Origin of the sequence: Pseudomonas baltica (genome assembly GCF_031880315.1) — a bacterium.
Taxonomy (GTDB): domain Bacteria; phylum Pseudomonadota; class Gammaproteobacteria; order Pseudomonadales; family Pseudomonadaceae; genus Aquipseudomonas.
The window spans coordinates 5,527,936-5,541,698 of sequence record NZ_CP134771.1 but is presented as its reverse complement, the minus strand read 5'-3'; the positions used below and the strand labels follow the sequence as shown (position 1 = coordinate 5,541,698).

Sequence of the window (13,763 nt, the reverse complement as noted above, 5' to 3'; positions counted from 1 at the left end):
CCCCATGGACCTGCAGTTCCTAGGTACTTCATCCGGCGTCCCCACCAGGGCCCGCAACGTCAGTGCCACAGCAGTCATCGAAGCGTCCGGCAAGGTCTGGTACCTGGTGGATTGCGGCGAAGGCACGCAACATCAGCTACTGCGTACCTCACTTTCGGTACGCGACCTGCGCGCGATTTTCATTACTCATGTCCACGGCGACCACTGTTTCGGACTGCCCGGTTTGTTAGCCAGTGCCGGCATGTCCGGGCGCAGCGAGCCGCTGGACCTGATCATGCCGATCGCCCTGCACGCCTGGGTGCAGCAGAGCCTGGCGGTGAGCGAGAGCTACCTGCCCTTCGAATTGCGCCTGCATGCGCTGGAAACCCTCGACACGTGGAGCAGCGGTACGGTCGAAGTCAGCACCGTCGAGTTGTCGCACCGGGTGCCCAGCTACGGCTACGTGTTCGCCGAAATCAACCCCGATCCACGGCTGGATCTGGAGCGTCTTCAGGCCGATGGCATCGCACGCGGACCGCTATGGGGCGAGCTGGCACAGGGGCGCAACGTGGAGCACGGCGGCCGCCTGATCAACGCGAAGGACTACCTTCGCCCCTCGCGTCCGGGGCGCCGCGTGATCGTCTGCGGCGACAATGATCGTCCGCAGTTGTTGGCCGCCGTGGCGCAAGGCGCGGATGTACTGGTGCATGAAGCCACCTTCACCGAACCGGTGCTTGAGCGCGCCTCGACTAACTATGGCCACAGCACCGCTGCGGCAGTGGCACAGTTCGCCGAAGCCGCCGGGATACCGAATCTGGTGCTGACCCACTTCAGCGCCCGCTATCAAAACAATCCGCAGCGAAGCCCTTCCATCGACGATGTCCGCGCAGAGGCGGCGACGTATTACAGCGGTCGACTGACATTAGCGGCAGACCTTCAGCGTTATCACCTTGGCCGGGACGGTGATCTGCAGCCGGTGGACAGTTTGCGTGTGTAACGAGCTTCGTGGCCAGGATCGGCGGTGTCGGTTCTGCGCGGCCCCTTGGAAACAGATCCGCAGTTTCAGCGAGCACGCCATAGCATTTGCGCCTATTCTCCTGTGATCCAGAAGTGGGCAACCACTCGATTTGTTGAGTGTTTTTTATGGGTCATTTGACCAAGCCAATTCGCTACACCCGCAAAGGATTGCGCCTGTACTGCGCAGCATGGTTCGTCACGCTGGCGGGGCCGGCCTGCGCCGGGGGCCTTCCAGCCGTCGATCTGTACCTCTCCCAGTCGCCCCCCCTGACAGTACTCGAACCCGCCGATCAGGATGGCAATAACGGCATCACGGGCATCGTCGGCGAGGTGACCGTCAAGGCGGCTACCCTGGCCGGCTACGATTTGCGCCCGCAGGCATTGCCCTGGGCCCGCTCGCAGCGCATCGTCCAGTCAGGCAGAAACCAACTGATCATCCCGTTGAGCCGCACGCCGGCCCGAGAAAACCAATACACCTGGATAGCACCGGTGATGACCATGGACCGAGCGTTTTTCAGTCTCGACAAACAGGTTGAGACCTTCGAGCAGGCGCGCCAGACCTATGAGCGAGTCGCCGTCGGCATGGGCAGCGCCCAAGAGCAGATGTTGCGCGATGAGGGTTTCAGCAATGCGCAGATCTACTCGCTGAAAATCGGTGAAAACCCGGCCCAGATGTTGCTGCTCGGTCGCGTCGATGCCTGGTTCAACGGCGTTCCGGAAACCCGTTATTTCTGGCCGCAAGTCTCGGATCGGCCGTTGCGGATGAGCCCTGCACTGATGAAGTCGGACCTGTACCTGGCCTGCTCGAAAATCTGCGACCCGACAATGGTCGATGATCTGAGAAAGGCCATCGAAACACTGCGCAGCGACGGTACGATCAAGCGCATCACCGATGCCTACCTTGCCAAGACCGCAGCGCAGGTCTCAAAGTCACTGCAATCCGCCCCCCAGCAGTCAGCTCCCAAGGACTCCCATCATCAGCCAGCCCCCCGACAACCTGCAGATCTACCGCGTACTCACCGGCCCTGACGACGCAGCCTTTTGCCAGCGTGTCAGTGCTGCCCTGAACATGGGCTACGCACTGCACGGTTCGCCGGCACTGACCTTCAATGGGCAGCAGGTGATCGTTGCCCAGGCGGTCATCTGGGCGGGTCAGGTCAAGGCGTATTGATCGGCCTTATGCCCCATTCCCACAATGAGTTTCCCTGCGGCGCCTCGATGCTGCATCGTCGGCGGCCGCTTTCGCCAGCGCATCAAGCGACGCGGGTATCAGCTGCAACGTGATTGCCGCCTGTTACCACGACCCTATATTCGTCAGTCGCGAGGATGCCGATCGTGCCATGCGAGTGCTTTGGAACCTGTCGGACAACGGCGCATAGCGCGGCACCAGGCCCCACGCCTATCCGCGGTCAACAGGTTTGCTGGAGCTTGGGCGATAGGAAAACGTTCCTTGCAGTGAATTATTTTGCGCACTCATATCTCTGATGCACGAGAGCTCGGAGCAGTGCGCCACTGGCACGCACCGAGCGACGGATGCTCGCCCCCTCCCGGGCATGGGGCAAGCGGCGGTCTATCAAGGTCCTGAGTGAACGGCATGAAACTTGGAAAAAAACGCGCAAAACCCTTCGGCTTGAAGGACATCACCATTGTCGACGACGCCAAGATGCGCAAGGCGATCACCGCCGCCGCGCTGGGCAACGCCATGGAGTGGTTCGACTTTGGCGTCTATGGTTTCGTCGCCTATGTGCTGGGCAAGGTGTTCTTCCCCAGTGCCGACCCCAGCGTGCAGATGATCGCCGCACTGGCGACGTTCTCGGTGCCCTTCCTGATTCGTCCGCTGGGTGGGCTGTTCTTCGGTGCACTGGGCGACCGCTACGGGCGACAGAAAGTGTTGGCGGCGACCATCGTCATCATGTCGTTGAGCACCTTCGCCATCGGCCTGATCCCCTCCTACGCCTCGATTGGTATCTGGGCGCCGGTACTGCTGTTGCTGGCCAAGATGGCCCAGGGCTTTTCGGTAGGCGGTGAATACACCGGCGCCTCGATCTTCGTTGCCGAATACGCTCCAGACCGCAAACGCGGCTTTCTCGGCAGCTGGCTGGATTTCGGCTCGATCGCCGGCTTCGTCTTCGGCGCGGGTCTGGTGGTGGCGATCTCCGCCGTGCTGGGCGAAGACAAATTCCAGGAATGGGGCTGGCGTCTGCCGTTCTTCCTCGCCCTGCCGCTCGGCTTGCTGGGGCTGTATCTGCGTAACGCGCTGGAAGAGACTCCGGCCTTCCAGCAGCACGTCGAGAAGCTTGAGCAAGGCGATCGCGAAGGCTTGGCGAGCGGCCCTCAGGTGTCGTTCAAGGAAGTGGTCACCAAACACTGGCGCAGCCTGATGACGTGCGTCGGCGTGGTCGTCGCCACCAACGTCACCTACTACATGCTGCTCACCTACATGCCGAGCTACCTGTCGCATAACTTGCATTACAGCGAGAACCGCGGCGTATTGATCATCATCGCGATCATGGTCGGCATGCTGTTCGTGCAACCCCTGATCGGGCGCTTGAGCGACAGGTTCGGGCGTCGACCATTCATCATCTGCGGCAGCATCGGCTTGTTCTGCCTGGCCATTCCAGCCTTCATGCTGATCATCAGTGGCAAGGTCGGGTTGATCTTCACCGGTTTGCTGATACTGGCGGTGGTGCTCAACTTCTTTATCGGTGTCATGGCCTCGACGTTGCCGGCCATGTTCCCCACGCACATCCGTTACAGCGCCCTGGCCAGTGCGTTCAATATCTCGGTCTTGATCGCTGGCGTGACCCCGACCCTGGCCGCGTGGCTGGTCGAAACCACCCAGAACCTGTACATGCCGGCCTACTACCTGATGGTGGTGGCGGTCATCGGCCTGGCCACCGGGTTGACGATGAAGGAGACCGCCAACAAGCCGTTGCGCGGTGCGGCGCCGACCGCCTCCGATCTGGATGAGGCGAAGGAACTGCTGCAGGAGCATCACGACCACATCGAAGATAAAATCGAAGACATCGACGCGAAAATCGCCGAGTTGCAGGCCAAGCGTGAGGAGTTGGTGCAGCAGCATCCGCGCATTGACTGACGCGCTCAGGCCCCGGCCTCGATCATTTGCGCTTGACTACATGCCGGCGATGGCCTCCAGCGTCCGCGCCACTCACACCATGGCCAGGCACCGTGACCAGCGGCGCGGGGCTGGGGTGCGCTTGGACGTAGCGACATGCAGCGAGTAGCCCTCGGCACGCAATTCGCTCAATGCCTGTTCGATGCCGGCATGGGGATGAAAGCATGGCCAAGCTGGCGTATCGCGTGGGTCAAGCTCTGGATGATGCCGGGGGCAGAGTGCAGGACAGTACCATCAAGATCAAAGATCGCGGTTTTCAAGGTGTCTTCACGTACTGCGATGATCGCCGCAAATAGTATCCGATCAAGGCAATCGCACCCGTCATCTCAGTCAGCCCGCCAATAAGTGCCTTATGCCTTCCGGTCAGCGTCACAGACGATCTGTGATCGCCAACACTGCACTTTAGTCGCAAAGCTGCGATCCAGAGCCGTTTCTTCACCTTGGTGTCTGAACTTTCCTGCTTCCTGGGTTTCAGTTCATCCTGAGATGTTTCGGCCTTGGCATGAAAATGCCAGCAGTGACCGTGACAGACGTCGAGACACAACAATGAACCAATACCCCCGACAGAGAACAGGACCGTGGCCATGACGGATAACACCGTTGCAGCATCCTTAGAACAAAACCAACCACCCATTGCCAACGTCCAGCGACTGAGCCTGTTCGTTTTCGCGCTGTTTTTCATTTTTGGCGGCATCACCAGCCTCAATGACATCCTGATCCCCAAACTCAAAAGCCTGTTCAGCCTCAGCTATGCCGAGGCGATGCTGGTGCAGTCGGCGTTCTTCCTTGCCTATGCGCTGGCGTCCATCCCCGCCAGCCTGCTGATCAGCCGCATCGGCTACATGCGGGCGGCGGCTATCGGCCTGGTGACCATGGCCGTGGGTTGCGCGTTGTTCATTCCTGCCGCGCTGGTGGGGCTGTTCGGCGCCTTTTTGATCGCGCTGTTCGTGCTGGCGATCGGCGTCACCGTGGTGCAGGTGGTTTCCAACCCGCTGATCTCGCTGCTGGGCCCGCAACAGACCTCCCACAGCCGCGTGACCTTCGCCCAGGCGTTCAACTCGCTGGGCACCACCGTCGCGCCGTACCTGGGCGCCATGCTGATCCTAGGCTCGCTGAGCCAGGTCGACCCAGCTACCTTGAGCGGCTCCGCCCTGGCGACTTACTTGGCCGAAGAAGCCAAGGTCATCAGTAACACCTACGCGGGCCTTGCGGTGGCGCTGATCGTGGTGGCTTTGCTGGTCTGGCAACAACGCAAGCATCTGCCCTCCTCGCTCACCAGTGGCAACGCCAACCCGCTCTCGGCCTTGAGCCTGCTCAAGCAACCGCGCTTCGCCTTCGGTGCGGCCTGCATTTTTTGCTACGTCGGGGCGGAAGTGTCCATCGGCAGCCTGCTGACCAACTTCCTGATGCAGGACTCGACTTTCGGCTTCAACGCCGAAGTGGCCGGCAAGCACGTGGCCTACTACTGGGGCGGCGCGATGATCGGCCGCTTCATCGGTGCCGGCCTGCTGCGCGCGTTCGCACCGGGCAAGGTGCTGGCCTGTGCCGCCGTGGTCGCCATCGCGCTGATCGCCAGCGCCGCCACCAACCACGGTGCCGTGGCCGGCTGGTCGATCCTGGCCATCGGCTTGTTCAACTCGGTGATGTTCCCGACCATCTTCGCCCTGGCGTGTGAAGGGCTGGGCAAACGCGCCGCCGAGGGCTCGGGGCTGATCTGCTGCGCCATCGTCGGCGGCGCCATCGTGCCGCCACTCACCGGCCTGGCCGCCGACCTCAGCACCCTGGGCCTGTCGCTGGCGGTGCCGGCAGTGTGCTACGCGGTGATCGCGTCGTATGGCTGGTATGCGCGCCGTTCCGCGCTGGCCTGATAGCTGCCCGGACCGCGTCTGTCACCAGCAGGCGCGACTCCCCTCACCCCCAAAGCCGCCGAACAGCGGCTTTTTTTTCGCCCCAAGTCGCCTAATGCTAACGCTGTCACTCTTGTCAGAGCGGACCGCCCCACCTGCGCTACGCTGGTACCTGCCTCCATCTGCCGCCGTTCAACGCAAGGATTGATCCATGAGCACCTCTGCATCGCCTGCCAAGGTATCCGCCCTCACCCAGCACAAAAGCCCTTTCGGCACCCTTACCGACGGCACGCCCATCGACAAATACACCCTGAGCAATAGCGCCGGCATGCAGGTCAGCGTGATCACCTACGGGGCGATATTGCAGGCAGTGATCGTACCCGACCGCCATGGCCACAGCGACGACGTACTGCTCGGTTTCGATGATGCCCAGAGCTACCAGACCCACGCCGATCCGCATTTCGGCGCCACCATCGGCCGCTATGGCAATCGCATCGCCGACGGCCAGTTTGTGCTTGATGGCGTCAGCTACCGCATCCCGCTCAACGACGCGACGAACGCCATTCACGGCGGTCCGAAGGGCTTCGACAGCCACGTCTGGCAAGCCGAACCCATCCAGGAAGACGGCTCGGTGGGCGTCACACTCAGCTACACCAGTGCGGATGGCGAGATGGGCTTTCCCGGCGAGCTGCAAACTCAGGTCACCTACCGCCTCAACGAGCGTAACGAATTGCGCATTCAGTACCATGCCACCACCAGCAAACCCACGGTGGTCAATCTGACCAACCACGGTTATTACAACCTGGCCGGCGCTGGCAACGGCACCATCCTCGATCACCTCGCCACCCTGCATGCCAGCCACTACACCCCGGTGTCGGCGAAGCTGATCCCGACCGGCGAGATTGCCCCCGTTGCCGGCACGCCGATGGACTTCCTCTCCCCCACGGCCTTCGGCGCGCACATTCAAGACGACCACCCACAACTCAAATTCGTCGAGCCCAAGCAGGGCGGCTTCGACTTCAACTACGTGCTGGATACCGGTGGTGACCTGAGCAGGCCGGCCGTTGAAGTGCATGACCCAAAGTCGGGGCGTCGCCTGCAACTGTTCACCACCCAACCGGCGGTGCAGCTGTACACCTCGAACCTGCTCGACGGCACGATCACCGGCAAAGGTGGCAGGGTTTATCTGCACTGGGGCGCCTTTGCCCTGGAAGCCGAGCATTACCCCGACTCACCCAATCAGCCGACCTTTCCCAGTACCCGCCTGGAGCCTGGGGCGGTGTATGCGCACACCACAGTGCTGAAATTCAGCCACGACTGAGGCTTCAGGCGGCAGCCACTAGCTTTGGCGGCTTTCGGTGGCCGAAGGCCCAACATCGCAGCGGCGGCCCTAGCGCCGTGATCAAGCTGAGCGCCTTAATCAGGCTGGCAAGGGTCCCCAGGCCCGATAGGTGTCTATCAGCGTGTCGAACAAGGCGATGTCCGCGCGGCTTCTGGCCATGAGCTGAGCGCCGACCACGGCGGAAAAGATCGCCCTTGCCCGCATGCCGCTTTGCGCAGGCGCACACACCTCGGCAGCCACCAGCAGCTGGCTGAGCCAGGCGATATTGACCTCGGCGAACCGTTGGATTTCCTGGGTCATTTCAGCGGGCAAGTTGTCGGTCTCGGCGCCCACGAAGCTGGCCAGGCACAGACGATTATCGGCTTCGAGCGAGCGCCGGAATATCTCGGGGAAACGCCGCAAGGCTTCCAGCGGTTTCGGGCTCTGCGCGCTGATATCCTCGAGCGCGGCCGCCCCGTCCTGCCAGTAGCGCTGGGCCACCGCGACGCCGAGGTCGGCCTTGCTCGGGAAGTGGTAGTAGATGCTGGCCGCCTTGATACCGACCGCTGCGGCCAGATCGCGAAAATTCAGGCCGTTGTAGCCTTGGGACTGAGCGATGTTTCTGGCAGCCAGGAGGATCGCTTCGCGGGCATTGATGGTCATGGGGGGTGCCTGTCACCCGATGGGCGATCGCTGGAAAAAAGTGCCGCTATGCTAAATCAAAAGCCTGCCTTTTGTTAGGTAGAGCCGCCTTGGGCTCATGCCTGCGTCGACGGGCAATGCCATGTCAATCTCGATGGCTTGCGTCGAGCCCGCCACGTCATGGCGGTCCCGACGATGATGCACTCACCATTCAACTTCAAGCGGCAGGCGAGTCCAGTTCAGGGATGCCGCTGCTGCGATCGGCGTAGGCCGCCTGGAAACCTGGGCGTGCCTGCCAGCGTTTCCAGTAATAGTCGAGAAACTCGAAACGCTCGTCCAGCGGCGTGGCGTTGACCGGAAATTTGGAGAACGCGATCGCGGTTGCCAGGGTGATATCGGCAAAGGTCGGCTCCGCGCCACCCAGCAGCCAGTCGCGGCCGTCGGCCAAATGACCATTGACCAGTGCCGCGTGGCTCAGCGCTTCCTTGCGACAGTGCTCGCCCCAGGCCTCGTTCTTGGTCAGTTCGAGCTTGAAACCCAGCCCGGTGTGCAGCACGTGGAACGCCGTGACGATGCGATACAGGATGTGCACCCACACGCGGTTGTCCCACATGTTGTCGAGACCTTGTTCCAGCGGCGTTTCGCCCATGATCTTGCGGCCGGGGTATGACTGGTCGAGGTAGCGAACGATGGCCGGCGTCTCGGAAATAAAACTGCCGTCTGCCAGCTGGAGGGTAGGCGTTTCGCCCCACGGGTTCATGTTGAGATGGCGCCAGCCGCGCTGTTCGCCGCCGGGGGCCATGTCGTAGACGGTCTCGTCGAACTGATCGGCGATGCCTTTTTCATGCATGAACAGGCGCAGGCGCTGGGGATTGGGAAATGCCGAGGGGGAAGTGAACAGCTGCAGTTTAGTGGTCATTGTCGGGTCCATAGAGGGGTGGGATCAGCCACCTAACAATCGTTAGGTAGGCTTACCGTAAACCCCCAAAGAGCGCACGTCAACCCCTACCTAACATTTGTTAGGCTAATCACCCATCCCGCGCCCTTGGCTGGGCTGCGACTTTATAAACCTAACTCGGCAATCACCTCCGCCCGCGTGGTGACCTGGCGAAAGTGATGCGTCCACAGCTCGATCCCCAACTTGCCGGACCTGTCCAGAGACGAGCCCACCGTCAGGTCGGTGACCAACGTCGGGCTCAGCCCGGCATCGAACAGCGCAAAGCCGGCGGCGAGCACGCAGGTTTCGGTCTGCATGCCACACACCAGCACTCGCTCGACGCCGAGTTGCTTGATGTAGGCGATGGTTTCGACGGTGGGGCCGTAGCCGTGCTTGATAAACACCTTGTCGGCCTCGACCAGGCTCTCGTCCTCGGCCGCCGGATGCCAGCCGAGCTGTTTGTCGAACGGCGTGACCTGCTCGTCATGCAGCTCGACGGAGGCGACGGTCGGAATCATCGCCGAGAACGCCCGTGCGCCATCGACCAGCCATTCGGGTGGGCTGAACGTGGATTGAATATCGACTATGAGCAACACCTGGCGCATGGGCTTGTCCGAAAGGCAACTGGAGGGCGCGGAGTATACCGGGCCCGCTAATGGCTGCGGCCGCCGGGCCGTCATCAGGCACGCAGAGGCCTGGCTCTGGTCGCAAAAATTTGAAATGCACCGCATAGCTCGCCAGAATCGCGGTCCGATCCGGCCTCGTGGTCGGGTGTGTGAAGCAAACAGGGGTTAGCGTTGAACGAACACACATTGTCCATGCGCCTGGAGCGCGTGGCGGCGCAAGTGCCCGCTGGCGCTCGGCTGGCCGATATCGGCTCGGACCACGGCTATCTGCCCGTGGCATTGATGCACCGCGGCACCATCGTCGCCGCCGTAGCTGGCGAGGTAGCACTGACGCCGTTCCATGCCGCTCAACGTACCGTGCGCGACAATGGCCTGGAACCCCACATCACCGTGCGCCAGGCCAACGGCCTGGCGGCGATCGAAGCGCAAGACGCCATCACCGCGATCAGCCTGTGCGGCATGGGTGGCGAGACCATCCGCGACATCCTCGACAGCGGCAAAGCTCGCCTTCACGGCCTCGAGCGCCTGATCTTGCAACCCAATGGCGGCGAGCAACCGCTGCGCCAGTGGCTGATGGAAAACGGCTATCGGATTGTTTACGAAGAAGTGCTGCGAGAAAACCGTTTCGACTACGAAATCATCGTCGCCGAGCGCAATGGCCCGCGGCAGTATTCTCCCGAGGAGCTGTATTTCGGTCCGCTGCTGCTGAAGACGCGCAGCCCGGCGTTTCTAGCCAAGTGGCAGCGCCGATTGCGCGAAAGGCAGCGCACCATGAGCCAGCTCTCGCGAGCGCAGCAGGCGTTGACCCAGGAGAAGTTGCAAGATATCGCCCGGCAGATTTGCTGGATTACCGAGATGCTGGACAGTACCGAGCGCTCATAACCGATCTATCGGACAGCGAATTCATGGAACGAAGCAAGCACCCGACGCCCCCCGACTGGGTCATCCACAACTCGCCACCCGGCCAGATCGAGCGTATCGAAGCCTGGTTCGGCGGCCATGGCTACGACCCGCACCGCCACGACACCTACTCCATCGGCCGCACGCTGTCAGGCGTACAGAGCTTCCACTACAAAGGCAGCCTGCGCCATGGCATGCCCGGCAATACGCTGGTGCTGCATCCCGATGAAGTACACGATGGCATGGCCGGCACCGAGTCGGGCTTTCGCTATCGCATGGCCTATATCGATCCGGCCTTGATTCAGCAAGTGCTCGGCGGCGAGCCATTACCGTTCATTGGCGCCGGGCTTTCGAGCGATCGGCGTTTATACTGGGCCAGCGAGCCCTTCGTGCAGGCCATGGATCACCCGCTCGATGCCCTCGAAGAACAGGACGCTGTGTTTGATCTGGCCATGGCATTGCGCGCCGTCGCCGGCAAACCGCGCGGGCGCAAGCGCCTGGATTATCGCGCCACCGAGCGAGCGCGAGAATTCATCCTCGCGCACCTGCACACGACCATCACCCTGGAGATGCTCGAGCACGCCAGCGGCCGTGAGCGCTGGAGCCTGTCGCGGGATTTTCGGGTGCTGTACGGCACCAGCCCTTATCGGTTCGTGACCCTGCGCCGCCTCGACCAATTGCGCCGGCTGCTGCTCGATGGCTTCTCGCTGGTGGACGCCGCGCTGGCGGCCGGCTTTCATGACCAGAGCCACATGACCCGACACTTCACCCGTTGTTATGGCGTGCCGCCGTCGCGCTGGCTGGAGCGGCTGTTGGCGCAGCGCACACTTGCAGGATTGTACAAGAGCCGTCCGCCCACCCTCCGTTAGGCTCACGCTTCCATTGAGAGAGGAAGCGTCATGAACGAACTGAGCCTGCACCCCGTCAATTTGCTGCACAAAGCGTCGAGCATCGACACACAATGGAGCCCGCGCATCGTCGCCGAGATGAACGACTACCAATTCAAGGTCGTGCGTATAGAAGGTGAATTCATCTGGCACTCCCACCCCGAAACGGACGAAGCCTTCCTGGTATTGGCGGGGGAACTGCGTATCGACCTGCCCCACGGCCAGGTGTTCGTCAGGCCCGGTGAATTGTATGTAGTGCCACGGGGCATCAAGCACCGGACCGCATCGGCAAGTGAAGCCAAACTGATGATGATCGAGCCCCGGGGGATATTGAATACGGGACATGAAGGAGGTGAGCGCACGGCGCAAAACGACCTGTGGATCTAGATAGCAGCGCTACCGTGTCGCACAGACCGACACGGCCCAAACTACCTGCACACCCAATATCTTTGAACTAACAGTCCGCCAGCATGATCGTTTTCTATGCGCAGTGAGCGCGGCCCGGGCAGGCCGGTGTATCCACACCGAGCCCAACGCCCGGGTCGCTGAACGACATAAGGAGCCGCCATGACCGCCACCACCCTCCCCGACTACCGCTACCGGCCTGGGCCGCTGCACGCGATCCTGCTGGCCGGCAGCGTGCCGCTGTTTCTGGGCGCCCTGCTCAGTGACCTCGCCTACTACCTGACCTACCAACCGCAGTGGAGCAACTTCGCCGCCTGGCTGTTGTTCGGTGCAGCGCTGTTTAGCGGTTTGGCACTGCTGTTCGCGTTGGTCAACCTGATCCGCGCCAGGCCAAAGGCCGGACGCCCGACGCGGTACTTCCTGTTGTTGCTGATCAGCTGGGCGCTTGCGGTACTCAACTCCTTCGAGCATGGCAAGGATGCGTTTGCGGTCATGCCCTCGGGCCTGGTGCTGTCGGTCGTCGCCGCGCCGTTGATCCTGATCGCCGCCTGGATCGGGCTGAGCAACCTGCGCGCTGACTACGTGCCTGTAGTCAGAGCCTCCTCCCGCGAAACTGGAGGTGTTGTATGAAACATTCGAGTGCACTGACTGCGCTGAGCATTGCCCTGCTGCTCAGCGGCTGCAATGGCGCGGGTGACGCCACCGAAACCCATGGCGCCGACCCGAAACTGCCGACGCAAGAGCGCGGCCTGCTACCGACCATGAAGATCGCCGAGCCGACAGCGTGGGGCGATCAAAAGCCCAGGGTGCCCGAGGGCTACAGCATCACGGCGATTGCCAATGACCTGAAGATCCCGCGCCAGACCCTGGTGCTGCCCAACGGCGATATCCTCGTGTCCGAAGGCAAAGGCGGCACCGAGGCGCAGCTCAAGCCCAAGGACGTCATCGCCGCCCTGGTCAAGGCGCGCGGTACCACGCCGGTCAAAGGTGGCAACCGCCTGACCTTGCTGCGCGATGCGGACGGCGATGGCGTATATGAACTGAAAACGGTGTTCGCCGAAAACCTCAACGCGCCCTATGGCCTGGCCTTCGCCAACGGCAAGATCTACGTCGCCAACCAGGATGCGCTGGTGAGTTTCGACTACACCGACGGTCAGACCAAAGCCAGCGGCGCGCCCACCACGATCACCGACCTGCCCGCGCGGATCAACCACCACTGGACCAAATCGCTGGCGGCCAGCCCCGATGGCAAGTGGCTGTATGTGGGCATCGGTTCGAACAGCAACATCACCGAACGCGGCATGGAGGTCGAGCAGAACCGCGCGCGGGTCTGGCAGATCGACGCCACCACCGGTGCCCACCGCCCCTACGCCACCGGCATTCGCAACCCGACGTCATTGACGATCCAGCCGGGCACCGGGCAATTGTGGGCAGTGGCCAACGAGCGTGACGAGCTGGGCCCGGACCTGGTCCCGGATTACCTGACGTCGGTGCGCGATGGCGCCTTCTACGGCTGGCCCTACAGCTATTGGGGACAGAACGTCGACACCCGCGCACAGCCGCAAAATCCGGAGCGCGTCGCCGCGGCGATCAAACCGGATTACGCCTTGGGCTCCCACGTTGCGGCCCTGGGCGTGACCTTTTCGATTGCGGCGCTGGGCGACAAATTCGCCGACGGTGCCTTCGTCGGCGAGCACGGCAGCTGGAACCGCGAGAATCCGGTGGGCTACAAGGTGGTCTTCGTGCCGTTCAGCAACGGCAAGCCCAGTGGCGAGCCGATCGACTTCGCCACCGGCTTCCGTGGCGAAGACGGCAAGACCCGTGGTCGCCCAGTGGGTGTGACCGTCGACCCGAAAGGCGCGCTGATCATTGCCGACGACCTGTCGAACACCGTTTGGAGGGTGACGCGCAATCGTTGAGCCATTAATCCCGGGTGGCCCGCACGATCGGGCCGCTCGTTTTTCCCCGCTGCAAACCCTTCTCCATACCCTGCCTGCCCCCCCTCCAGACGTATCAGGCCTGACACTGAAAAAAATGTGAAATACGAATCAATATTTGGTTACTAT

At 62.1% G+C, this 13,763-nt stretch carries 15 protein-coding genes; 11 read left to right on the top strand and 4 right to left on the bottom strand.

Annotated elements, in window-relative coordinates:
• Positions 1-4 precede the first annotated feature (4 nt).
• The 4 genes from REH34_RS25185 to proP all read left to right on the top strand — a co-directional run bounded on the left by REH34_RS25185 (position 5) and on the right by proP (position 4,093).
• Positions 5-976: a ribonuclease Z gene (locus REH34_RS25185; protein WP_311969561.1), complete on the top strand. Its 972-nt coding sequence runs from the start codon at positions 5-7 to the stop codon at positions 974-976.
• Positions 977-1,122: 146 nt separating this feature from the next.
• Positions 1,123-2,025: a transporter substrate-binding domain-containing protein gene (locus tag REH34_RS25180; RefSeq protein ID WP_311969560.1), complete on the top strand. Its 903-nt coding sequence runs from the start codon at positions 1,123-1,125 to the stop codon at positions 2,023-2,025.
• A complete protein-coding gene (locus REH34_RS25175) occupies positions 1,973-2,167 on the top strand; it encodes a DUF1737 domain-containing protein (RefSeq protein ID WP_311972156.1) in 195 nt (64 codons plus the stop codon). Before REH34_RS25180 ends, REH34_RS25175 begins: the two co-directional genes overlap by 53 nt.
• Positions 2,168-2,590: 423 nt before the next feature.
• Positions 2,591-4,093: a glycine betaine/L-proline transporter ProP gene (gene proP / locus REH34_RS25165; protein ID WP_226506103.1), complete on the top strand. Its 1,503-nt coding sequence runs from the start codon at positions 2,591-2,593 to the stop codon at positions 4,091-4,093.
• A gap of 295 nt (positions 4,094-4,388) precedes the next feature.
• On the opposite strand, the gene REH34_RS25160 is transcribed toward proP, so the two are convergent.
• Positions 4,389-4,718 carry a hypothetical protein gene (locus REH34_RS25160; RefSeq protein ID WP_311969559.1) on the bottom strand — a complete coding sequence of 110 codons (330 nt, stop codon included), beginning with the start codon at positions 4,716-4,718 and terminating at the stop codon, positions 4,389-4,391.
• On the opposite strand from REH34_RS25160, the gene REH34_RS25155 reads away from it, so the two are divergent.
• Positions 4,717-6,000, top strand: coding sequence for a sugar MFS transporter (locus REH34_RS25155; RefSeq protein WP_311969558.1), 1,284 nt, complete (start codon positions 4,717-4,719; stop codon positions 5,998-6,000). The genes REH34_RS25160 and REH34_RS25155 overlap by 2 nt on opposite strands.
• Before the next feature lie 190 nt (positions 6,001-6,190).
• Complete coding sequence (locus REH34_RS25150; RefSeq protein WP_311969557.1) at positions 6,191-7,300, top strand: aldose epimerase family protein; 1,110 nt, start codon at positions 6,191-6,193, stop codon at positions 7,298-7,300.
• A gap of 99 nt (positions 7,301-7,399) precedes the next feature.
• Here REH34_RS25150 and REH34_RS25145 read toward each other — a convergent pair whose 3' ends face one another.
• From REH34_RS25145 to REH34_RS25135, 3 genes are all read right to left on the bottom strand, one after another.
• Entirely contained in the window at positions 7,400-7,963 is a 564-nt protein-coding gene (locus REH34_RS25145) for a TetR/AcrR family transcriptional regulator (protein WP_311969556.1), read from the bottom strand.
• Between the two features lie 196 nt (positions 7,964-8,159).
• Positions 8,160-8,861, bottom strand: coding sequence for a glutathione S-transferase family protein (locus REH34_RS25140; protein WP_226506097.1), 702 nt, complete (start codon positions 8,859-8,861; stop codon positions 8,160-8,162).
• Positions 8,862-9,004: 143 nt separating this feature from the next.
• Positions 9,005-9,484 carry a cysteine hydrolase family protein gene (locus REH34_RS25135; protein WP_311969555.1) on the bottom strand — a complete coding sequence of 160 codons (480 nt, stop codon included), beginning with the start codon at positions 9,482-9,484 and terminating at the stop codon, positions 9,005-9,007.
• Positions 9,485-9,676: 192 nt separating this feature from the next.
• Here REH34_RS25135 and REH34_RS25130 point away from each other — a divergent pair, with 192 nt between their 5' ends.
• The 5 genes from REH34_RS25130 to REH34_RS25110 all read left to right on the top strand — a co-directional run bounded on the left by REH34_RS25130 (position 9,677) and on the right by REH34_RS25110 (position 13,616).
• Positions 9,677-10,387: a tRNA (adenine(22)-N(1))-methyltransferase TrmK gene (locus REH34_RS25130; protein WP_311969554.1), complete on the top strand. Its 711-nt coding sequence runs from the start codon at positions 9,677-9,679 to the stop codon at positions 10,385-10,387.
• Between the two features lie 23 nt (positions 10,388-10,410).
• Positions 10,411-11,274 (top strand): AraC family transcriptional regulator, encoded by an 864-nt coding sequence (locus tag REH34_RS25125; protein WP_311969553.1) that lies wholly within the window; start codon positions 10,411-10,413, stop codon positions 11,272-11,274.
• A 30-nt stretch (positions 11,275-11,304) separates the two neighbouring features.
• Positions 11,305-11,679, top strand: a complete 375-nt coding sequence (locus tag REH34_RS25120) for a cupin domain-containing protein (RefSeq protein ID WP_226506094.1) — start codon at positions 11,305-11,307, stop codon at positions 11,677-11,679.
• 180 nt (positions 11,680-11,859) lie between these two features.
• Positions 11,860-12,327: a DUF2231 domain-containing protein gene (locus REH34_RS25115; protein ID WP_226506093.1), complete on the top strand. Its 468-nt coding sequence runs from the start codon at positions 11,860-11,862 to the stop codon at positions 12,325-12,327.
• Positions 12,324-13,616, top strand: a complete 1,293-nt coding sequence (locus REH34_RS25110; protein ID WP_226506092.1) for a sorbosone dehydrogenase family protein — start codon at positions 12,324-12,326, stop codon at positions 13,614-13,616. Before REH34_RS25115 ends, REH34_RS25110 begins: the two co-directional genes overlap by 4 nt.
• The last annotated feature ends 147 nt before the right edge of the window (positions 13,617-13,763 follow it).